The 22,385-nt window shown below is 39.2% G+C and carries 18 protein-coding genes; 4 read left to right on the plus strand and 14 right to left on the minus strand.

What is annotated here, in order from left to right; all coding sequences use genetic code 11:
• Positions 1–7: 7 nt before the first annotated feature.
• From DIZ30_RS05345 to DIZ30_RS05410, 13 genes are all read right to left on the minus strand, one after another.
• Positions 8–817 (minus strand): Cof-type HAD-IIB family hydrolase, encoded by an 810-nt coding sequence (locus DIZ30_RS05345; RefSeq protein ID WP_002287898.1) that lies wholly within the window; start codon positions 815–817, stop codon positions 8–10.
• Between the two features lie 8 nt (positions 818–825).
• Complete coding sequence (gene smc, locus DIZ30_RS05350; RefSeq protein ID WP_061573437.1) at positions 826–4,407, minus strand: chromosome segregation protein SMC; 3,582 nt, start codon at positions 4,405–4,407, stop codon at positions 826–828.
• A gap of 19 nt (positions 4,408–4,426) precedes the next feature.
• On the minus strand, positions 4,427–5,113 hold the full coding sequence (rnc, locus tag DIZ30_RS05355) for a ribonuclease III (protein ID WP_002287896.1): 687 nt from the start codon (positions 5,111–5,113) through the stop codon (positions 4,427–4,429).
• A gap of 347 nt (positions 5,114–5,460) precedes the next feature.
• On the minus strand, positions 5,461–7,242 hold the full coding sequence (locus DIZ30_RS05365) for an oligopeptide ABC transporter substrate-binding protein (RefSeq protein ID WP_002297779.1): 1,782 nt from the start codon (positions 7,240–7,242) through the stop codon (positions 5,461–5,463).
• Between the two features lie 25 nt (positions 7,243–7,267).
• Positions 7,268–8,182 carry an ABC transporter permease gene (locus DIZ30_RS05370; RefSeq protein WP_002287893.1) on the minus strand — a complete coding sequence of 305 codons (915 nt, stop codon included), beginning with the start codon at positions 8,180–8,182 and terminating at the stop codon, positions 7,268–7,270.
• A 26-nt stretch (positions 8,183–8,208) separates the two neighbouring features.
• Positions 8,209–9,171: an oligopeptide ABC transporter permease gene (opp4B, locus tag DIZ30_RS05375; RefSeq protein WP_002287892.1), complete on the minus strand. Its 963-nt coding sequence runs from the start codon at positions 9,169–9,171 to the stop codon at positions 8,209–8,211.
• A complete protein-coding gene (locus tag DIZ30_RS05380; RefSeq protein ID WP_002297777.1) occupies positions 9,171–10,115 on the minus strand; it encodes an ABC transporter ATP-binding protein in 945 nt (314 codons plus the stop codon). The genes opp4B and DIZ30_RS05380 overlap by 1 nt, the downstream gene beginning before the upstream one ends.
• Positions 10,116–11,120, minus strand: a complete 1,005-nt coding sequence (locus DIZ30_RS05385; RefSeq protein ID WP_109023131.1) for an ABC transporter ATP-binding protein — start codon at positions 11,118–11,120, stop codon at positions 10,116–10,118.
• A 267-nt stretch (positions 11,121–11,387) separates the two neighbouring features.
• Positions 11,388–11,630 (minus strand): acyl carrier protein, encoded by a 243-nt coding sequence (acpP, locus tag DIZ30_RS05390; protein WP_002294295.1) that lies wholly within the window; start codon positions 11,628–11,630, stop codon positions 11,388–11,390.
• 121 nt (positions 11,631–11,751) lie between these two features.
• Positions 11,752–12,753, minus strand: coding sequence for a phosphate acyltransferase PlsX (gene plsX / locus DIZ30_RS05395; RefSeq protein WP_002289721.1), 1,002 nt, complete (start codon positions 12,751–12,753; stop codon positions 11,752–11,754).
• A 48-nt stretch (positions 12,754–12,801) separates the two neighbouring features.
• Positions 12,802–14,838, minus strand: coding sequence for an ATP-dependent DNA helicase RecG (recG, locus tag DIZ30_RS05400; protein WP_002294296.1), 2,037 nt, complete (start codon positions 14,836–14,838; stop codon positions 12,802–12,804).
• Between the two features lie 116 nt (positions 14,839–14,954).
• Complete coding sequence (locus DIZ30_RS05405) at positions 14,955–16,637, minus strand: DAK2 domain-containing protein (protein ID WP_002298554.1); 1,683 nt, start codon at positions 16,635–16,637, stop codon at positions 14,955–14,957.
• 51 nt (positions 16,638–16,688) lie between these two features.
• Positions 16,689–17,051 carry an Asp23/Gls24 family envelope stress response protein gene (locus tag DIZ30_RS05410; RefSeq protein WP_002294298.1) on the minus strand — a complete coding sequence of 121 codons (363 nt, stop codon included), beginning with the start codon at positions 17,049–17,051 and terminating at the stop codon, positions 16,689–16,691.
• A gap of 269 nt (positions 17,052–17,320) precedes the next feature.
• Here DIZ30_RS05410 and rpmB point away from each other — a divergent pair, with 269 nt between their 5' ends.
• Positions 17,321–17,509 carry a 50S ribosomal protein L28 gene (gene rpmB, locus DIZ30_RS05420; protein WP_002290463.1) on the plus strand — a complete coding sequence of 63 codons (189 nt, stop codon included), beginning with the start codon at positions 17,321–17,323 and terminating at the stop codon, positions 17,507–17,509.
• Positions 17,510–17,746: 237 nt separating this feature from the next.
• Positions 17,747–20,416, plus strand: a complete 2,670-nt coding sequence (locus DIZ30_RS05425) for a YfhO family protein (RefSeq protein WP_002298555.1) — start codon at positions 17,747–17,749, stop codon at positions 20,414–20,416.
• Between the two features lie 90 nt (positions 20,417–20,506).
• Here DIZ30_RS05425 and DIZ30_RS05430 read toward each other — a convergent pair whose 3' ends face one another.
• Entirely contained in the window at positions 20,507–21,127 is a 621-nt protein-coding gene (locus DIZ30_RS05430) for an AAA family ATPase (RefSeq protein ID WP_002317547.1), read from the minus strand.
• Positions 21,128–21,229: 102 nt separating this feature from the next.
• On the opposite strand from DIZ30_RS05430, the gene DIZ30_RS05435 reads away from it, so the two are divergent.
• Positions 21,230–21,778 carry a hypothetical protein gene (locus tag DIZ30_RS05435; protein WP_002298559.1) on the plus strand — a complete coding sequence of 183 codons (549 nt, stop codon included), beginning with the start codon at positions 21,230–21,232 and terminating at the stop codon, positions 21,776–21,778.
• Positions 21,775–22,113, plus strand: a complete 339-nt coding sequence (locus DIZ30_RS05440; protein WP_002317041.1) for an arsenic metallochaperone ArsD family protein — start codon at positions 21,775–21,777, stop codon at positions 22,111–22,113. Before DIZ30_RS05435 ends, DIZ30_RS05440 begins: the two co-directional genes overlap by 4 nt.
• Positions 22,114–22,385: the final 272 nt, after the last annotated feature.

Consider the following 22,385-nt stretch of genomic DNA (forward strand, 5'->3'; position numbering starts at 1 on the left):
CTCCCCCCTACTCTAATACAAATTTTTGGATCACTTTGGCTACGCCATTTTCTTCATTGCTGGCTGTCACGAAATCTGCTGCTTCTTTGACGAAAGGCACAGCATTCTCCATCGCTACGCCTAGTCCAGCGTATTGGATCATCGGTAAATCATTTTCTTCATCACCGATTGCCATGATTTCTTCTTGTTTCAAACCAAGATCTTTTGCCAATAAAGAAATACCATAAGCTTTTGTAACACCTTTTGGCATAAATTCCAAAAGCATACTTCTCGTTTTGATGATCTCATACATTTCATGGAATTCTGCTGGTATTTCTTTGATTTTAGGATCTAATTCTTCTTGGTCATAAGCGATTACTGCCTTATTAAGCACAAATTCATCTGTAATATCGCTTATATCAGCTGGTTGGAATTGCAGCAGCTTATTCAACACATTGTACAAGGATTGCTTCCTTGGGGCACTAGGCAGCTGTAAAACCACATTGTCAGACAAAACATCTAGTGGCAGATCCAATTGCTGAGCCAGTTTGTATAAGCGTTGGATATCTGATACTTCCATCACTTTCTTTTCCATGATTTCACCAGTATCATTTTTTTGTACCAAACCGCCGTTGAAAGTGATGCTGTAGTCACCTTCATCTACCAGTCCTAATTCTTGCAGATAATGCGCCATCGCAGCTAAGGGGCGTCCTGTACATAGAACGATCTTGACCCCTTGCTGTTTTGCTTGTGCTAATGCTTGTTTATTCTCATCTGAAATCAGCTTTTGTTCATTTAATAATGTACCGTCCAAATCGATTGCTACTAATTTGATCATTTTCGTTCCTACACTTTCGTTTCGTTGATTTTCGCCTCTTCATTGATATCTTCCATCCGTACAGAAACGATTTTTGATACACCGGATTCCTGCATCGTCACTCCGTACAGTACATCTGCTGCGACCATCGTTCCTTTGCGGTGTGTGACTACGATAAATTGTGTGTCATCTTGGAAATCACTCAAGTAACGACCAAAACGTTTCACATTTGCTTCATCTAACGCTGCTTCTACCTCATCTAAGATGCAAAACGGAACAGGACAGACACGGATAATAGAAAAGAGCAGCGCGATGGCTGTAAGTGCTCGTTCTCCTCCAGAAAGCAAACTTAGACTTTGCAGTTTTTTGCCAGGAGGTTGTACTTCAATCTCAATACCTGTTTTCAGCAAATCAGTTGGTTCTGTCAGTACTAATTCAGCTTTACCGCCGCCAAACATATTTGGAAAGACAATTTTGAATTCTTGACGGATAGCTTCAAATACTTCTTTGAATCTTGTCCGCACTTCATCATCCATCTCATCCATCGTTTCAAACAATTGGTTTTTCGCTGCTAACAGATCATCTCGCTGTGTTGCTAAGAATGTATGTCTTTCACTGACTTGTTCGTATTGTTCGATTGAATTTAAGTTTACTGGTCCCAGTTTTTCAATCTGTTCTTTTAAGGATGAAACCTTTGTTCTACTGTCTTCGATATCGGTTGTTTCTTGATAGTCTTGGGAAGCTTTCTCAAATGTCAGCTGATATTCTGACTGCAGATAGGTCAAATGATTATCTAAAATCATTTCAGCTCGGTCTTTTTGGACTTCTAATTTGGATTGTTCCGACAGTCGTGCTTTTTGCTCACGATTACGCTCTGCCAAGACTGCTTCAAGCTTATCGATCTCCTTTTGCCTTCTATCTCGCTGCTCTTTGGCTTTTGCCAACTCGGCTTTTAATGTTTCTCGCTGAGCAGATAATTCGTTAATTTGTTTTTCCAAACTTTCTTCTGTGACTTCATGATCAGAAAAGTCTGCTGTCAATGTCGCCAACTGCTTTTCTATCGCTTCTTGACGTTCGGTTGCCTCTGCTTTTTGGACTCGGGCACCGCGGAGCTGGATCTGCAGATGATTAAACTGCTCTTTCAAGACAGCAAGATCTGCTTGTTCTTGTGCTTTTTGACTTTGTACTTGTGCTCTTCTGGCTTCCATCTGGTCGCTTTCTTGACTTAACGATTTGATTTCTTCGTCGATTTTTTGTCGTTGCGATTCAAGATCTGTTTGTTTGTCTTTCAATTCGTTCGTTTGCTTTTCGTAATCTTCGATAAACTGCTGCAGTTCACGTGTCTCAAAAGTTGAGATTTGCTTTTCTTTTTCAAAACGTTCAAGTTCATTTATGATGTTTTGCAGCTGATTTGTCGCTTCTTGTTCTTCAAAACGTAATTGTTCGCCTCGTGTACGCAAAACTTCTTGTTCTTCGGCTAAACGAGCTGTTTCTTGTTGCAGCTCCTGAACTTTTTTTTCTTGTGCTTGGAGTTGTTTATCTGCTTCTTCAAATTCACTAGTCAACTGTTTCAATTCTTGATTTTGTACAAACAAACTGCCTTGGTTTCCTCGTTTATTCGCTCCACCTGTCATGGATCCTCCGGCATTCATCACATCACCTTCTAAGGAAACCACTCGATATTGATAGCGGATCGTTTGCGCGATTGCATTGGCACTAGTTAAGTCTTTGGCTAAAAGGATCGTTCCTAGCAGGTTTTGAACCACAGTTTGGATTTGATCGGGATAACTGACTTGTTCACTGGCAATCCCTATAAACCCTTCTACAGCTGCTGCTTGTGTCAATATATGAGCCGGTAATTGTCTTGGTTTGATTGTCGTCAGTGGAAGGAATGTTGCTCTTCCTCCTCTTTGCTGTTTCAAATACGTGATGGCTTGCCGAGCATCTTTTTCATTTTCAACGATGACATGCTGGGCTGCCCCACCTAAAGCTGTTTCGATAGCTAACGTGAAATCTGCAGGAACATCGATCAGTTCAGCCACTGCTCCGACAATACCCGAAAGCTGCTGTTTATGCTGCAAGACCAATCGTACTCCTTGGTAAAAACCAAAATAGTTTTCTTGGATTTCTTGAAGGCTTTTCTGACGAGCACGCAGCTGCTGGACTTGATTCATCAATTGATACATTTTAGGCTGTTCTTTTGCTAATACTTCTTGGAACTTTTTCCCGTTTTGTTGGATCATTTCTAACTTCTCTTTTGTTTCAGTTAAAGATGATTTTAGCTGCGCCTGCTTTTGTGTCAATTCTTCTTTTTGTAAGATCAATCGGTCTACTGATGCTTCTACTTCCGATTGCTTGGCTAACGTCTGCTTGCTTTTTGCTGTTTCTTGTATATATTGACGTTCTAGATACTTCAGTTCGTTTCCTACAGCTGCTTGTTCTTGCATCAAATCAACATATTGATCTCTTAATTCTGCCAATAATTCTTTCGTTGATTTTTGGTATTTTTCTAATTCTTGCTGTGTTTTTATGAGATTTGCTTCAGCTTTTTGGATCTCTGTTTCTTTTTCTGCTGCTTCTTTCAACAAGCTTTCTTGAAGCTTTTCAAAATGTTTAACCTTTTTTTGTGCTTCTGCTAATGAAGTTTGATATTCTTGCGAGCTTTTTTGTGTATGCTTTGTCCGCTCCTGCAAAACATCTTTTTGTCCTTCTGTCTGCTTCAGTTTTTCCGAAAGATCTAATAATACTTGCTGATTTTTTTCGATCAGACGGTCGGCTTGCGCATTTTCTTTACGCTGCTTCGCCAAAATGGATTCTTGTTCTTGGATCGACTCAGATAGTTTGCCTAATTCTAGATTGAATTTCGCAAGCTGTGCTTGTTTGTTGTCCCAATCTTTTTTTGCTGTCTTGATTTCGGCAACCATCAAAGAGACATCGGTTTGAGTCAGTGTTTCTTTTAGCCGTAAAAACTCCTTTGCTGCCTCACTCTGGGCGGCCAAAGGAGTTAACTGTTCTTCCAATTCGTGGATGATGTCTTGGACGCGGCTGAGGTTGTCTTCTGTTTCAAAAAGCTTCTGTTCTGCTTTCTTTTTCCGCTGCTTGTATTTCAAGACACCAGCTGCTTCTTCAAAGATCCCACGACGGTCTTCCGGTTTACTACTGAAAATCGCTTCTACTTTTCCTTGAGAAATGATTGAGAACGATTCTTTTCCTAATCCAGAATCTAAGAACAATTCTTGGATATCTTTTAATCTGCAGCTTTGTTTATTGATGAAAAACTCGCTTTCCCCAGTCCGTCGATAACGGCGGGTTACACTGATCTCATTGTACTCCAATGGCAAATAATGATCACTATTGTCTAAAATCACTGTGACTTCTGCAATATTCAGCTGCTTACGGGTATCGGAACCGGCAAAGATGATATCCGGCATTTTTCCGCCCCGCAGACTTTTAGCAGATTGTTCTCCTAATACCCAGCGGATAGCTTCTGTAATATTGCTTTTTCCACTGCCATTTGGTCCAACCACTGCTGTGACGCTATTTTCAAAATCAATGACTGTCTTGTCTGCAAATGATTTAAAACCGGCTATTTCAATTCGTTTCAAATACAAAGCTTTCCCTCACTTACTTTTACAGTGCTGCCAATGCATTTTCCGCCGCAGCTTGTTCTGCTAATTTTTTCGATTTTCCTTGTCCAGTGCCAATCAATTGATCATCTACATAAACTTCGATCCAAAATACTCGTTCATGAGCTGGACCTTCTTCATTGATCAATCGGTATTCGATTGATACATCACCTGATTTTTGCAAGACTTCTTGTAGTTTTGTTTTATGATCCATCTCATGTGAAAAAGCACCTGCTTTGACTTTAGGAAAAATCACTTTTTCGATGAATGCATGGGTCGTGTCGAATCCCTGGTCAAGATATAACGCGCCTAAAAAAGCTTCGAATAGGTCGCAAAGCAATGCTGGTCGCGTACGTCCTCCTGAATTCTCTTCTCCCTTGCCCAACAGAACATATTGATCAAAGTGACATTCTTTGGCAAATTTCGACAAGCTGTCTTCGCGAACGATCGCAGCTCGTGTTTTTGTCAATTTTCCTTCTGGCAAATGAGGATATAAACGGAATAAATACTGAGAAACCATCAGTTCTAAAACGGCATCTCCTAAAAATTCAAGTCGCTCATTATCCGATAATTGCAGATTGCGATGCTCATTCACATAGGATGAATGGGTAAAAGCTTGTTCAAGTAAATTTAGATCGTGAAAAACGATGTTATAGTTTTCTTTTAGTTCTTTTGTCAGCTGGTTGTCCATTTTCCACATTCCTTTTATGGATATTTTTTCGATACTTCCTTATTATACTGGTTTTTTGTCAAATTTGAAATGGTTCGGTCAAAAGGTAAGTAAAGCTTTAATAATCCTAGTGATTGACGAGAAGTTGTGAAAAATTCGTTTAGTTTCGAGTATGAAGAAAAAATTTTGTAAAAATGGCTTTCCATGTTTTTGCATAAATTTGACTTAATACCGAGAAACTGGACTTTGAACACCGTTTATTGGAGAAGTCATGGAAACAGCGCCTTGACCTGAATATTAGAGAAATAAACAGAAAAATATCAAAAAACCGAAAAAGGACATCGCCCTTTTTCGGTCGTTTTTAGTGATTATGAACGTGAATCTGCTGTAACAGAAACATTTGCCCATGGGTTTGGTACATCATAAGACCAATCCCAGTCTTTGACACGGTCGTTGACTGGCAATACTTCATTACGGAACAACGTTGGAATCGCAAATGCTTCTTCAAACGCATATTGTTGCCATTTTTGATATGCTTCTTTTTGGTACTCTTCATCAAATGCTTTGCTTGAACTGATATCGTTGATCAATTTTGTATTTTCTTCTGATTCATAACGAGTGTAGTTGAACGCAGCATTTGGTCCCCATAGTCCACTTGGATTTGGATCAGTTCCTGTATTCCAAGCAGCTTGGTAAACATCGATTTCAGGATCATCGTTTTCTAATTTATCATAGAAAGAATTGAATTCGATCAGACGACCTGTTGTGTATTGGACATCCAAACCAATTTCTTTCCATTGTTGGATATAGTAATCTGCCAATGGTTGCGCTGTTTCCCCACCGGACATCGAAGCAAAGTTGATTGTTAGTTTATTTCCATCTTTGTCTTCTCTTAAACCATCGTCATCCACATCTTTGTAGCCAGCATCATCTAATAGTTTTTTCGCTTTGTCTAGATCTTGTGTGAATCCTTTCATCTCATCATCATGGTATGACTGGAATACTGGAGGAATCAATGAAGTCGCATTGCTTCTCAAACCTGCATAGAAACGTTCACCTACTGCATCATTATCTAGTGCATAGCCCATTGCTTGACGTAATGATTTATCAGCCATTTTTGAATCTGGATTGTATTCCACACTCTTTGTATCTGCATTCCATTTACCTAACTTGAATCCTAGATAAGTATAAGAAGTTTGTTCACGGCCTAAGTTTGTATAGCCAGCAATTTCTTTATAGGTATCGTAAGTATCTGTTGGCATTTGGAAAATCATATCATATAATTTAGAGTTCAATGCTTCAGTTGCACTTGCCATCGGTACAGATTTCATCGTGATCTTTTTCAATTTAGGCGTACCATTCCAGTAGTGCTCGTTTGGCAAGTATTCTACTGATTCTCCTGCAACGATATTACTCATGTAATAAGGGCCAAAAGTCACTGGATTTTTACGTACTTGATCGCTTGATTCCATATCTTTGATTGCTACACCTTCTAACGTATGCTTTGGTGCTGCATACGACCAGATACCACCACCCGATTGAAGCATGCTTGGGTTTACTTCTTTATATTCGATTTCAACTGTTTTGTCGTCTATTTTTTTGATTCCGGAGATTGTGTCGGCACTTCCATCATGATATTCTTCCATACCTACGATGTTACGGAAAGTGTCGTCATAACGGATACCAGTGTAGTCTTTATTCCCAATGATTTCGTAAGGGAAAATCACATCGTCCGCCGTTACATCTTCACCATCTGACCATTTGACGTTGTCTTTTACTTTGATTGTCGCTTTTTTCGTATCTTCATCTAGATCAAGCGTTGCAGCTCCGTCGTCTGTGATTCTGAAATCGTCATCGTTTGCAAATAGCGGTTCATGAGAAGGAGCCATAAAAGCTGCATCATATGAATCTTGGTAAAACTCCCACTGGAACAATCCTTTAAACTGACTGTCCGTTGCGACCGCAGCTTCTAATTCGCCGTCTTCGATTGCATCATCATTATTTTTTGTTGCAATTGGAAAAGTTAATTCCTCTTTGTTATTGCCGTTGCCTCCAGAGTTGTTTCCAGAGGTATCTGTACCTCCGCCCCCGCATGCTGCAAGAACGACAGCAGACATCAGCGCTGCAAATCCAAAAATCGTTTTCTTCATTCCTATTTCCCCCTTCGCTTCTATACTAGCCTAACCGTTGGCGCGCATCTGCAGAACGCTTGAATGCTTGTCCAACATAATTGATACTCAACATCAAAACTAAAATAAGGATTGATGCGGGTAACCAGATCCATTGCCGATTCACTAAGACTTCTCCGTTACTTGCATAACCGATCAATGTACCTAAACTAGGTACATTTGCCGGCAAGCCGAAACCTAAGAAAGTCAAAGTTGTCTCGATGCCGATGTTTGCCGCAAAGTTCATCGTCAAATTAGTAATGATTAATGAACTTAGATTCGGCATGATTTCGCGGAACATGATTTTAAAATCATTGGTTCCCATTGTTTTTGAGGCACTGACATAATCTCTTCTTGCTTCAGATAATGTCTTGCTTCGGAATAATCGGGCTTTAGCTACCCAATAAAATGCACTCATGATGAAAATAAAGGACCAGACATTGTATCTGGAAATAATCGATACGAAGACGATAATGATCAGCATGATTGGTAGAATCATGATAAAATCAACGATCCGCATCAAGATGTTGTCAATGATCCCTCCGTAGTAGCCAGAGATGATCCCTAATCCAACCCCGATGATCGAAGTAAGGATCGTGATCGCAAATCCGATCGTAACAGAGTTTCTAGCACCTATGATCAATTGTCCTAATACATCACGTCCGCCTTCATCTGCTCCCAGAATGAACTTTTGTCCTTGCGTCGAAACTGTTCCTGGTGCAGCGTATTTGTCGAAGATACTAACATACATCACTTTGTCTTGATCGGTCAGCATCGCACCGATAAAGATCACTAATAATAAAACCACTAGCAAACCTAATGAAAAAATAGCAATTTTATCTTTTTTAAATTCTCGAGCAATCATTCGTATCCCCATAGGAGGAATACTTTCTTGAACTGCTGTATTGTTTTTTTCACTCATCGATCCATTCTCCTTTCTGATTGGTTTTATTGAATCCGAATACGCGGGTCAACGATACTCATGATGATATCTGAAAGTAATGTCCCCACTAGCGTCGCGATTCCTAAAATCAATACTAAGGATGTGATCACGGTATAGTCCCGTTGGCCGATGGAATCAATAAATAGTTTCCCGACTCCCGGATAACCAAAAATCTTTTCGATAACTACAGAACCAGCAATCAACGAAGTGATTTCATACCCCATTTGAGAAGCCATCGGCAACGCTGCATTTCGGAAAATATGTCGACTGAATACTTTATTCGTCGGTACCCCTTTGGAACGGGCTGTTCTGACAAAATCGAGCGATTTCGAATCGATTACTTCACTTCGCAGATATTGGATTGTGACGGCAGTCGCCAAAAATGCTTGGGTAATTGATGGTAACAGAATATATTTCAAACGGTCTATCCATTGAGTGATAAATCCACCTTGCAAACCTAGTGTTTGTGATCCACTTGTTGGGAACCAGCCTAAACGATAACCAAAAACAAATAGCATGATCAAGCCGAAGATAAATAAAGGAACAGCAAAACTAAAGAAGTTGTAGATTACGACAATCTTATCCAAGATTGAATTTTGATACCGGCCAGCAAGCATCCCCAGAGGCACAGCAATCAAATAAGTAAGGACAACTGTCAAGATCGATAGATATAAAGTGTTGATGATCCGTTCGCCGATCAAGTCAGCAACAGAGCGTTTGTATAAGAAACTTTGACCAAAATCGCCTTGCAAAGCATTTCCGATCCAACGGAAGTACTGGACATACCATGGGTCATTCAAGCCAGCTGCTTGTCGCATCTGTTCGATCACTGCCGGATCCTGATTTGGATTGATCAAACCGGTAAATGGATCCCCCGGCATCGCTTGGGCTAATAAGAAGATCAGAACACTTAAAATAATAACTTGCGGGATCATCAATAAAACACGTCGCAGAATCGTTTTCCACATTAGCTTGCACCTCCATCTTTCAACGCCACTTTGTGTGTAGTTGTGATCGTACGCAAATCGTAGACTCGACCAGTCGCATCATAGTATTCTTTTTGGTTTTGGATATACTCTTGTTCTACTCTTCGTCGATTTTCTTTGTGGCTTTCCCGATTTTCTACATCGATTTGCGGAATAGCTGAAAGCAGACGTTTCGTATAGATATGTCGCGGGTCATTATAAATGTCTTCTCTTGTACCGATTTCTACAAATCGACCTTTGTACATAATTGCGATGTTGTCGCACATGTGTTTTACTACACCTAAATCATGTGAAATGAATAAATAGCTGAGGCCGTATTCTTGCTGGATTCGTTTCATGAAATTCAATACTTGCGCTTGAACAGATAGATCCAGAGCAGATACAGGTTCATCGGCTACGATTAGTTTTGGATTGGTAGCAACAGCACGGGCTACTCCTAGACGTTGACGTTGTCCGCCTGAAAATTCATGAGGATATTTATATAGCGCATCTTCCGGCATCCCAACGATATCTAGCAGTCCTTTTACCTTTTTCTTTTCTTCTTGATCGCTTAACCGTTCAAAATTTCGGATGGGTTCAGCAATGATATCCAACACTCGCTTTTTAGGATTCAAACTGGACATTGAATCTTGGAAGATCATCTGCACATCCTTGTTATAACCCATTTTTTTGCGGTTGCTTCGCTTCGTTACATCTTTTCCTTCATACATGATTTGTCCGGCTGTCACCTTTTCTAATCCCACAACGGCTTTTCCCGTAGTAGATTTTCCAGAGCCAGACTCTCCCACTAAACCATATGTCTTTCCTTTTTCGATAATAAAATCCACACCATCTACAGCATATACATGATCCGTTACTCGATTGAAGAATCCACTGCGAATAGGGTAATGAACTTTCAGGTCTCTGATTGTGATTAATTCTGTCATCTACACCTCTCCTTTTTCGTCTCTAAAGTGGAAATGCTTATAGCAGGAGCAACGTACCAAGTGGTTCGGTGCGACTTCATGAAGGATAGGCTCTTCTTCATGATCGCTTGCTGGTATCCATGGAATACGTGGTGCAAACCGACAACCTTTACGAGGCATGTTTTTCAGAGAAGGAACGACACCTTCGATCACATGGAGTTCTGCATCATGATTTCCTTCTTGTGGTATAGAGTTCAGTAAAGAGCGTGTATAAGGATGCTTAGGATGATCAAACAGTTCTTTTACACCCGCTACTTCAACGAACTGTCCGCCATACATCACTGCCACTCGATCAGCCATTTCTGCTACGACTCCTAAGTCATGAGTGATCAAGATGATCCCTGTTTTTGTTTCTTCCTGAAGGTCTTTCAGTAAATCAAGAATCTGTGATTGGATGGTTACATCTAGGGCTGTCGTCGGTTCATCTGCAATGACGATTGGAGGTTTGCAGGCGATTGCGATTGCGATGATGACACGTTGTCTCATACCGCCTGATAGTTCATGGGGATATTGGCGTCCAACTCTCGCAGGATTAGGAATCCCTACTTGTTCTAGCAATTCTAGTGCACGAGCTTGACGCTGTTCTGCATTCATCTTTGTGTGATAGGAAAGTCCTTCTTTGATCTGGTCTTCGATTCTCATGAGAGGATTTAATGCAGACAACGGATCTTGGAAAATCATTCCGATATCATTTCCGCGGATTTTATTATAGAGCGTTTCGTTCAGGTCGATTAAATTCAGATCGTTATATAAAATCTCACCTGTAATTTTTGTGTTATTAGGATCAAGTAATCCCATAATCGTAGTAGCCAAGGTACTTTTCCCGCACCCAGATTCCCCAACGATTGCTAAAATCTCGTTTTTGTCTAAAGTAAATGAAACGTCATCTACTGCATCGTAATAGTCATCTTTGAGTCGGAATCCTGTATGTAGGTTCTGAACTTCTAATAATTGGTTATCGGACAATCGAATACCCCTCTCTGCTTCCTAAATGGAAGTTTTTCTTAATAAAAAAGGACATTACACAGAATAAAGCTTTTTATAACAAAGGTTATTCTTATCTTTGTGTAATGAATTATTAATAATTATATAGAAAACCGCTTTACTTTGCAACATAATTTCTGTTTATCGCCAGAATTATCAGAAAAATGACTTTTACGTGTCAAAAAGATTAAAAAAAGAAGGATAAAAAGCTGCATGCAGCTTTTTATCCTTCTTTGCTTTTATTTGAAATTATTTAAGATGGCTGCTGATATAATCTACTGCGCCACCGACTGTTTCAATTTGTTCAGCGTCTTCATCTGAAATTTCCGTACCGAATTCATCTTCAAGCTCTAAAACGAATTCCATAATACTAATTGAATCAGCTTTTAAATCATCTTTGATGTTCAATTCATCCGTCACTTTATCGGTATCTATCTCAAAATGATTTGAAATAATTTTCGCTACTTTGTTAAATACTTCTTCGCGAGTCAACTTTTTCACCTCCAAGAATCATACACTTGTCAATTACCTACACCATGGCTAATTTTACTGGCATTTTTCAGGAATGTCCACCTTTTTTTCAATGGAACGGATCGCTTCAGATATCCAAATACTATTCTTCGCTTTTTTCAAATTGTTCGACTAATTGTCCAACTACATCTGTCTCAAGCATTGTGTGGATTTGGCGGATCGTATAGCGAACAGCATCGGGGCCTGTTGCTCCATGAGTTTTAATGACTGGTGCTTTCAAGCCAAACAAAACGGCACCGCCATGTTTGGAATAATCCATTTCTGCTTTCAAAGAACGTAAGCCGTCTTTTAAAAGCATAGCGCCCATTTTTCCTTTGATCCCTTCATTTAGAATAGCAGATTTTAATAGATTCATCATATTCATTGCTGTTCCTTCAATAGATTTCAAAACAGCGTTGCCTGTAAATCCATCTGTGACCACTACATCAGCCACACCATTGAGTAGCTCACGAGCTTCTACGTTTCCAATAAAATTCAAGCTTGTTTCATTCTGAAGGAGTTCATAGGCTTTTTTCGTCACTTCACTACCTTTTGTTGCTTCTGTTCCGTTGTTTAAGAGTGCGACACGAGGACGTCCGATACCTCGGACTTTACGTGCATAAAAAGAACCTAAAATACCGTATTGCAACAAATGTTCTGGTTTGTTTTCTGCGTTAGCGCCAAGATCCAGCATATCGAAACCGGCACCTTCTTTCCCTACTACTGGCAAGGTAGACATCAAGCCAGGGCGTTCGATATTTTTGATACGTCCTACGATGAACAACCCTGCTGCTAGTAGCGCGCCTGTATTCCCTGCTGAAAATACAGCATCTGCTTCACCGTTTTTCACTGCTTGTGCAGCAAGGACCATTGATGCAGTCTTTTTTCGTCGAATTGCTTTTACTGGCTCATCATCACTATTGATTTTTTCGTCTGTATGGATAATCGTGATGTTTTTTTCATTTGTTAAGTATTTCTTGATTTCTGCTTCTTTTCCGTAAAGTAAGAATTCTACTTCTGGAAAATCTTGCTGCGCTAAAGCCACGCCTTCTACAATTGCTTGAGGTGCGTGATCTCCGCCCATTGCATCTACGGCAATTTTCATTGTTTCCACTCCTTTTTCCGTCATCAGTATAAAGTATAGCACAGTCTGCTAATCGAAATAACGATTATCCTGATTTTCTATTTGGAGGCTTTGCGCTAAAGGCTGATACTCAGGAAGCATCTGCCAATCCTTTATTTGCCAAAGGGCTGCAGCCTCTTCTCTGGCTACCTCCAAAACATTTCCATCCGTCACCAAGTCAGCAATCGCAAATTGAGGCAGACCAGATTGACGGAAGCCAAATACTTCACCAGGACCACGTAATTCCAGATCTTTTTCGCTTAGTACAAAACCATTGGTGGTCTCTGTCATGATTTTCATCCGTTCCACACCTAGTTCATTTTTAGGATTAGCAACTAAGATACAGTAGGAAGCATCACTTCCGCGTCCAACACGTCCACGAAGTTGATGCAGCTGTGCCAATCCAAATCGATCCGCATCCATGATCAGCATGACGGTCGCGTTCGGCACGTTTACCCCTACTTCAATTACAGTAGTCGAAACTAATATCTGCATCTGGTTGTCTTTGAAGGCTTCCATGATTACTTCTTTTTCCTGATTCTTCATTTTACCATGTAACAAGCCAACTTCATATTTTGGTGCAAATAGTTCACGAAGTTTTTCATAGATTTCCACTGCATTTTTTACATCTAATGCTTCTGATTCTTCAATCAGCGGACAGATGACATACATTTGATGTCCTCTTGCCAGTTCTTTTTTCGTCCAATCCAGTACACTGTCCAATTGAGGTGTTCTTACCCAGCGTGTTTCGATCGGGATACGTCCAGCTGGAAGTTCATCAATGATAGATACGTCCATCTCACCATATGCTGTAATAGCTAATGTTCTAGGAATCGGAGTCGCTGTCATAAATAAGACATCTGGTCGCCAGCCTTTTTCACGAAGTACTTTCCGCTGGTTCACGCCAAAACGGTGCTGCTCATCCGTAATAACTAGACCTAAATTCTGAAATTCGACTCCATCTTGGATCAATGCATGTGTGCCGATCACGACGTTAATTTCCCCTTGCCCTAGTTTTTCAAGGAGCTCACGTCGTTCTTTTGCTTTCGTTGACCCCGTAAGCAATGCGATGGTTACTTCATTGGGATCAAACAGCTGTTGCAAGCTTTCCATATGTTGTTGTGCCAAGATTTCTGTAGGCACCATCAACGCACCTTGGAAACCTGCTGTAACGGTAGCGTATAACGCAATCGCGGCAACCACTGTTTTTCCGCTACCTACATCTCCCTGCAAAAGTCGCTGCATATGCTGCGGACTGCGAAGATCCCGACAGATTTCATTCGTTACACGTTTTTGTGCATTTGTCAGTTCAAAAGGTAGCTTTTGAGTAAATTCTTTCAATTTTTGGACATCATAAAGGATCTCCAAACCATTCGTTTCTGCTTTTTCTGCTTTTTTCAATCCTTGAAGACGCATTTGAAATAAAAAGAACTCTTCAAAAACGACACGTCGTTTGGCTTGATGGTTTTCTTCGTGGTCTTTTGGAAAATGCATACTTCTTACAGCAGAAGCTCGGTCAAGCAGTCGATATTTCTCCACAAGGTTGTTTGGCAGATTTTCTTCAATCAATGTGCCGTATTCTTGAAACCCTTTTTTGATTAGATCAACTAATGTCGTTTGACGAATTGATTTGTTGACGTGATATATCGGCGAAAAGTCATCCATTGTTTGAGAACCTAAAATCTTCATCCCGTTCAAGGCTTTACGCTTTGCATCCCATTTACCGTATACGGCGATTTCCTCCGATAAAATGACTTTTTCTTTTAGATAAGGTTGATTAAAAAAAGAAACGTTGAACACATCATGTTCTTGCATCATACGAAATTGCAATCGGCTTTTTTTATAACCAAATCGATTCATCACAGGAGGCGAGACTACGATTCCTTTCAAAGTAACCTTTTCTTGATCCTGGATCTCGTTTAGATTTCTTTCCTGAATATCTTCGTAGCGAAAAGGATAATAAGTCAGTAAGTCTTCAATCGTTTGGATGCCCAAGCTGGCAAGACTAGCTGCTCTTTTTTCTCCGACTCCTGCCAGCATAGTGATTGGATCATCTAAAGAACGCATAAATTTTTCCTCCCTCCTTTAACAAAAAAAGGACTTGGTCAGCGATCATACCTGATCACTAACCGAAGGCCTTTTATGAATGAATACTGTGTTAGAAAGATATTCTGACACAGAAATTATTCAGCAGAAAATAGATAAGGATAGACAGGCTGATCTCCTTGGTGGATCTCGATTTCCAAATCAGGATGTTTTTCTGTTAGTTTCTCAGCAAATTCATTTGCTTGTTCAACTGTTCCTTCATCACCTGCCAAGATCGTTACGATCTCTGTGTCCTCATTGATCATTTGTTCTAGTGTACTTAACGCTGTTGCTGTGATATCTGGGTTAGAGATCAGGATTTTTCCATCGATCATGCCCAAAAAGTCTCCTTCTTTGATCTCTACACCGTCAATTGAGGTATCTCTGATCGCGTGAGTGACTTGACCGCTCACAACGCTAGACAACATTTCTGTCATCGTTTCTTTGTTTTCTTCTAAAGAAGCTTGATCATTGAATGAAAGCATAGCTGTCAATCCTTGGGAAATCGTTCTTGAAGGAACAACTGCTACTGGGATATCTGCTACTTCTGCTGCTTGATCAGCTGCCATGAAGATGTTCTTATTGTTTGGCAAGACAATCACTTTATCTGCGTTTACTTCTTGAATCGCTTTAACAATGTCTTCCGTACTTGGATTCATTGTTTGTCCACCACTGATAACATAATTAGCGCCTAAACTTTCAAACAGCTCTTGGACGCCTTTACCAGCAGCGATCGCTACGATACCATACGGGATACGTGGTATTTCTTTTTTCGCAAACTCGTTCACTTCTTCATCGTGTTCCAAAATCGTCTCATGCTGCAAGCGCATGTTGTCGACTTTGATTTTGACTAATGAACCGAATTTTTGTCCATAATTCAAGACTTCTCCTGGGTTTTCTGTATGCACGTGGACTTTGATGATCTCGTCATCATTGACCACAAGTAAAGAATCTCCTATACCATCTAAATAGTTACGGAATTCTTCGTAATCGAATGTACTATCGACTGTAGGTCCTTCTCCGATTTTTACCATGATTTCTGTACAGTAACCAAAATGGATATCTTCTGTCGCCATTTGACCTTGGACACTGCGATGATGTTCTGCATTGACCATATCATCCATTTCTGCTGGAGAAGGTTCATATGTTTCATCCGCTTGGAATTCTCCATTCAATGCACTTAAAAAGCCCTCATAAACAAACAGCAGTCCTTGCCCTCCACTGTCTACGACACCGACTTCTTTTAGGACTGGAAGCAAGTCTGGAGTTTTAGCTAAAGCACGCTTTGCCCCTTTTACAACAGCTGTCATTACTTCAACGACATCATCAGTACTTTTTGCTTTCTTTTCTCCAGCTTTCGCTGCTTCTCTAGCTACTGTCAAAATCGTTCCTTCTACTGGTTTCATTACTGCTTTATACGCAGTTTCAACTCCATGAGTGAAGGCTGCAGCAAGATCAGAAGCATCTAATGAGACAACATCTGGAATTTGCTTAGAAAATCCACGAAACAATTGAGACAAAATAACGCCGGAATTTCCGCGCGCACCCATCAGCAATCCTTTTGAAAGCATTGCTGCTAATTCTCCTACTTTTTCTGAGGTTGAATCTACTACTGCCTTAGCTCCACTAGTCATAGATAGATTCATATTTGTTCCCGTATCGCCATCTGGCACAGGGAATACATTTAATGAATTGACGTATTCTGCATTTACTTGCAGACGATTCGCACCTGCCTGGACCATTTCCTGGAACTGGCTTGCACTTATTTCTGTTACACTCACCTAGATAATCCTCCTTCAGATCGACTGCTGAGTTACCAGCCAGTCTCCTGCCTAGTCTGGCAGTACACGAACACCTTGTACAAAGACATTAACTGAATTGGCAGTTACGCCTAATAATGCCTCTAGATTGTATTTCACTTTTTCTTGGACGTTGCGGGAAACTTCAGAGATTTTCGTACCATAGCTGATAATCGTATAAACATCTACAGCAATACCATTATCTTCTTGGCGGACAACTACTCCTCTTGAGTAATTTTCTTTACGCAAAATCTCAGTAATATTATCTTTAATTTGATTTTTGCTGGCCATTCCTACAACACCGAACACATCTGTCGCGGCGCCACCAACAACTGTTGCAATTACATCATTGGTAATTTCAATGGTTCCAGCTGACGTTTGAATTTTTACAGCCATGAATGAGCCTCCTTAACGGGTAAAAAACTCCCATTTTTCTTCTATCATATTTTATCATAGCGCAACTTGAAATAAAAGGCAGTTACCCAAAGTACTCAAAAACCTTGCAAAATTTCAGGTATAACCTTGTTTAATTTACAATTATTCTTCTCAATTGTCAATTGTATCTATGAAAATGTACTTGCAAATTCCCATTCTATATGATATGTTAGTCTGGTATGAGCTGAATTATTCTATTGCTCCAAATCAAGGCAAAGGAGGAAATTACCATGGCAAAAGTTTGTTACTTTACAGGTCGCAAGACAAAAAGTGGAAACAACCGTTCACACGCTATGAACTCAACAAAACGTACTGTTAAACCTAACTTACAAAAAGTTCGCGTTATGGTCGACGGAAAACCTAAAAAAGTTTGGGTGTCAACTCGTGCTTTGAAATCAGGAAAAGTTGAACGCGTTTAATTGAATGATACTTGGACCGTTCAGATAGTGAACGGTTTTTTATTTAATAAAAATTTTTAAGGGTGGGACTTTTGATTCCTACCCTTTTTTTGCGTTTATTTTTGTTATACGAACAAATTATGAAGTTATTTATTCTAAATTTTATTTTTTTGTGAAAACTAGACTCTTTTTAAGCAGAGAAAAACAAGGATATGATAAACTGAATACAACTTCATAGAAATTTGGTGGAAAATAAATATGAAAAAAAATTTAAAGTCATTCTTTAGAGAAAACGGACGCTACGCAGCAGCTAGTTTCCTGATTCCGTTTTTGATTTTAGCACTTGTTTATCTAAGTATCGGGATCTATCCTGGAAGCAGCAGAAGTATTTTGGCAAGTGATGCCTTTTCACAGTTTTCTAATTTTCATGCCAGCTTCCGAAATGTTCTTCTCGGAAAGCAAAGTATTTTTTATACATGGAATGCTTCTCTAGGATTGAATTATTTATCTTTAATTTCTTACTATCTAGGCGGGATCTTCACGCCACTGGTGTTCTTTTTTCCAAACCAGATGATGCCAGATGCACTGTATGTTCTGACTTTGCTTAAGGTCGGCTGTGCCGGATTGGCTTTTTGGTTTCTTGCACGTACGTTCAAGATTCCTCGCTGGGGGCATGTTGCACTTAGCGTCAGTTACGCATTGATCTCATTTATCACTGCACATTCGGAGATCATCATGTGGCTGGATGCATTTATTTATCTTCCATTAGTGATTTTGGGGATTCATCGTGTTATGGATCTTAAACGGCCGAAACTTTTATTTATCAGTTATTTACTCTTGTTTTTATCCAGTTTTTATATGGGTTTTATGATTGGCGTATTTTCTTTCTTATATTTTATCGCCCGTCTATTGACAAACTGGTCAGAATATAAAAAAACGATTGTTCCTTATGGTATCACTTCTTTACTGGCAGGCGGCGCTTCAATGATCATTGTATTGCCAGCAGTGCTGGATCTTCGGTCAAATGGTGAGGCACTGAGTCAGATCACTACGTTGAAAACAGAAGCGACTTCTTATCTGGATCTAATCATGAAAAATATGATTGGTGTTTATGACACGACAAAATACGGATCGATTCCGTTCGTTTACGCAGGTCTGCTCCCGTTAGTCCTCTGTCTGTTTTATTTTGCCAGTCGGAAAGTACCGTTGAAAAATAAATTTTTGTACGGCAGTCTTTTCGCCATACTTATCGCAAGTTTTTATCTTGTTCCATTGAATTTGTTCTGGCATGGTATGCATGCACCGAATATGTTTTTATTCCGTTATGCCTATCTGTTCTCTTTCTTAGTGCTCCTGCTTGCAGGAAAAGGATGGGAAAAGATAGAACAAGACGATCGTGGGCTGTTGTTAGGAATCATTTTGGTCGTAGCTGCTCTCTTTGCGGTGGCATGGGGCATCAAACCTGAAGGAAGCTACACCTATGTGACGATGACTTCCTTTGTATTGACAGTGGTTTTCTTAGGGATTTATGCTTTTGCTGTGGGATTTTATCAGCATAAAAAACTTTCATTCAATCATCTGAGTATATTGTTATTATTGATCATGTCTGCTGAAGCACTGGTCAATACAAACAGTATGATCCATGGCATTCTTGATGATTGGAATTATGCTTCCCGCAGTTTATATACTGATCCTTATCCTGACTTGAAAGCTCTTGTAAATGAAACAAAAAAAGATTCCGACTCGTTTTACCGCTTGGAAAATCTGGATCCAGTATCTGCAAACGATTCGATCAACTATGGTTACAGTGGTATCAGTTTGTTTTCTTCTATAAGAAATCGTAATTCTTCCTCTTACCTGGATAAATTAGGTTTCCGTTCAAGAGGGACAAATTTGAATATCCGTTATAACAATAATACTTTGCTGATGGATGGGTTTACAGGAATCAAATATAACATTTCTAAAAACGAAAGCACGTTCAGTAAATATGGCTTCCGCCAAGCTGGTCAAAGCGGCGACTATACACTGTATCAGAATGTCAATGCATTGCCACTAGCATTTACTGCACCGTTGTCCGTTAATGATGTTGAGCAGCCAGTGACAGATAATTTGACCAGTCAGACAAACTTGATCAATACATTGTCTGGTCTAAATGAACAATATTTTACATTCTATACACCTACTTTGAAGAATCAGTTGAATACGACGATCACAAAGACAACGACTGGCGTCACTTACTCAGAAACAGCAGATAACCAGCCAAAAGAGCTCACTTGGGAAGTCCATGTGCCTGCAAATACACAAGCTTACTTAAGTTTGTTCCCAACCAATTTTGCACAATTAGAAAGTTCTAGTGCGACGATCACTGTCAATGGTACATCGCGAAAAACACAAATCAACATTTCTGGTCAATACTATGATCTTGGCTATTATCCTCAAGAGACAACAGTGACATTTACTGCAAGTTTTTATGGAACGAAAGAAGTAAGTTTCATGGAGCCTAAAGTCGTTGGTCTAGATGTTGTAGCCTATCAAGCCGCAATGAATCAGATCAAAGAAAAAGGTGTCGAAATGGAAGCCACTGGCAGAAAAGCTTCTGGGACTGTAAATACCGCTGAAGATTCCATGTTGGTGACAACTATTCCTTATGACAAAGGATGGAAAGCTAAAATTGATGGGAAACCAGTCAAGGTCAGCAATTTCAAAGACGCATTCTTGATGATAAAAGTTCCAGCAGGTAAACATACTGTCACTTTCAGTTACTTGCCTGAAGGATTTATGATAGGTGCAATCCTTTTTGTCCTATGTATTGCATTGTTTATTCTTTATGTCTGGTACCTTGACCGCAATCGCCCCTTTCATGGTACGATTGATCCAGCAATAGAAGAACAACCACGAAACACACACAGAAGAAGACGTAGAAAATAAAGGAACGATGGAACCTGTGTCACTCTTCTATTTAAATGGCAAAAATTTCAATCTTTAAATGACAAAAACCACCTGATTTTTGGTGGTTTTTTATATACCTATGACTAAACTATCTCTTGCTGCTTCGACAACTTCTACAGTGATCTTATCCATTTGATTGATTCTTAAAATCCGATCAATCTGCGCAAATAAACGATGAATAAGCCTAAAATTTCCTTTTGTGATCTTAATGATAGTTGTGATAGCCTCATAATCAGAAAAATCTTCTAGCTTGATATCAATTCCTAAATCTGCCCATTTGTATTCCAAAATATGATGTGTTTCGTCCTTACTAAGGTTATCAAATTCATGTGCAAATCCTATGCGAGAGTAAAGCTGCGGATAACGAGACAATCTTTTTTCAATACCAGGCATACCGATAAGAACCATTGCCAGATCATTTCTATCGTAAATATCTCTTAGCTGTTCTAAATGCTGAAGCTTTAAACGATCAATTTCATCGACAATAATTAAGTCAATTGCTTCATAGGTTTTAGGCACAGGAGGATCTTCTTGATTGTATTTTAGTACCATATGCATTGCTTTAGTCAGACCTATTCTACTAGTTATTGTGTTAATATCCGAACTGACACGAGACATCTTTTCAGCTGGTACAGTATAAAAAACTTTATTTACACTTAATATTTCATCTGTTGCATTTATCAAAAACAAGAAAAAGTCTGAATATTCAAAAAATAACGGTGTACATTTTTAAAAGGAGATGTATAATCGAGATTGAGAAAGCGTTTTTCTCAAAATTTAATGAATTAGGAAGTGATTACTATAAAAAAATTATTTAGCGCACTTTTTATTCTGTTATTTGGTTTTATTGGTATTGGGACTTCTGGAAATATAGTTAAAGCTAGCACGATGGTTGAACAAACAAGTGAAATGGCAAAAACTTTTAGTCAATTAACACCAGAAGAACAAAGTTACTTCAAATCCAAAGGATTTAGTGATAAAGATACTTTTTACACTCAAAAGATAGAGCCTCAAGATCCGAAAACACGTTTTTCTGCAAATGTATTGCGGTTAACCGCATCTACTAAAAAAATTACTAATACGCAGGGGCGGACAGAATATATTATAACAAGTCCCAATTCGGCGATGTATCGTATTTCTACACGCTTGAGTTTAGGTAGTGCAAAATCATATACTCAAACAGTAAATCTAGCTAATTCTTATGGTTATGGTGGAGGAATGTATTTTACATTTACTGGGAAAAGACAATATTACAGTGTAAAATTAGCTATGCAAGTTTATAATACATTTGGTGTAGGGTCAGTCTCTTGCACTGCGGGAGGATTGACAATAGGAAAATGATAATTTCTTACTATGTCTTAAATAGAAGTGATGATGAAGGACTCTTCGTTTTTCAATCATTACATGAGGATACGATGCTAAAAGAGTTTTATAATCGGATTAAGAATAAACAGATAGAAACAAATTTATATTTTTTAAGTGACTCTATCTTGCCTTTTATTAGCAACCCTAAAATTCTTAACTTGTTGCAGACAAAAGATTTGAAAAGTTTACCGATTATTGTCATTGATGAGGAAATTGTAAAATATGGCGCTTATCTAAGCGTAGAAGAATTAGAAAAATTAACTAACATTGGAATGAGTATTCAGGAGGATAATGGGGTACATGGAACATAGAATGAATATGCACAGTTGAGAACGGAATTTGACATTTATTTAGTCCAACAGGGTATACCCTGTTGGTCTTTTTGTGCGTTCATGATATACTTGGTGTCATTTTTATATTTAAATGGCACAAATATTTCTAATTATTTGTCATTTAACGCTGAAAATTTTTGCTATTTATCTAAAAAAGTGGGAGCGTCAATAATTTTGTGTAAATAAATTGTCCTCCTGCAAAATAATTAGTTACTCAGTAAACATTGAAACTAATGTATCGGTTACCTGTT

This window comes from Enterococcus sp. H57 (assembly GCF_003112495.1).
GTDB classification, from domain to species: domain Bacteria; phylum Bacillota; class Bacilli; order Lactobacillales; family Enterococcaceae; genus Enterococcus_B; species Enterococcus_B faecium.

What these genes read in the sequence shown, in the direction of transcription:
- DIZ30_RS05425 (WP_002298555.1), top strand. Translation starts at nt 17,747, where the DNA reads ATGAAAAAAAATTTAAAGTCATTCTTTAGAGAAAACGGACGCTACGCA.
- recG (WP_002294296.1), bottom strand. Translation starts at nt 14,838, where the DNA reads ATGCGTTCTTTAGATGATCCAATCACTATGCTGGCAGGAGTCGGAGAA.
- rnc (WP_002287896.1), bottom strand. Translation starts at nt 5,113, where the DNA reads ATGGACAACCAGCTGACAAAAGAACTAAAAGAAAACTATAACATCGTT.
- DIZ30_RS05345 (WP_002287898.1), bottom strand. Translation starts at nt 817, where the DNA reads ATGATCAAATTAGTAGCAATCGATTTGGACGGTACATTATTAAATGAA.
- DIZ30_RS05440 (WP_002317041.1), top strand. Translation starts at nt 21,775, where the DNA reads ATGATAATTTCTTACTATGTCTTAAATAGAAGTGATGATGAAGGACTC.
- DIZ30_RS05410 (WP_002294298.1), bottom strand. Translation starts at nt 17,051, where the DNA reads ATGGCTGTAAAAATTCAAACGTCAGCTGGAACCATTGAAATTACCAAT.
- DIZ30_RS05365 (WP_002297779.1), bottom strand. Translation starts at nt 7,242, where the DNA reads ATGAAGAAAACGATTTTTGGATTTGCAGCGCTGATGTCTGCTGTCGTT.
- rpmB (WP_002290463.1), top strand. Translation starts at nt 17,321, where the DNA reads ATGGCAAAAGTTTGTTACTTTACAGGTCGCAAGACAAAAAGTGGAAAC.
- opp4B (WP_002287892.1), bottom strand. Translation starts at nt 9,171, where the DNA reads ATGTGGAAAACGATTCTGCGACGTGTTTTATTGATGATCCCGCAAGTT.
- plsX (WP_002289721.1), bottom strand. Translation starts at nt 12,753, where the DNA reads ATGAAAATTGCCGTAGATGCAATGGGCGGAGATCACGCACCTCAAGCA.
- DIZ30_RS05380 (WP_002297777.1), bottom strand. Translation starts at nt 10,115, where the DNA reads ATGACAGAATTAATCACAATCAGAGACCTGAAAGTTCATTACCCTATT.
- DIZ30_RS05370 (WP_002287893.1), bottom strand. Translation starts at nt 8,182, where the DNA reads ATGAGTGAAAAAAACAATACAGCAGTTCAAGAAAGTATTCCTCCTATG.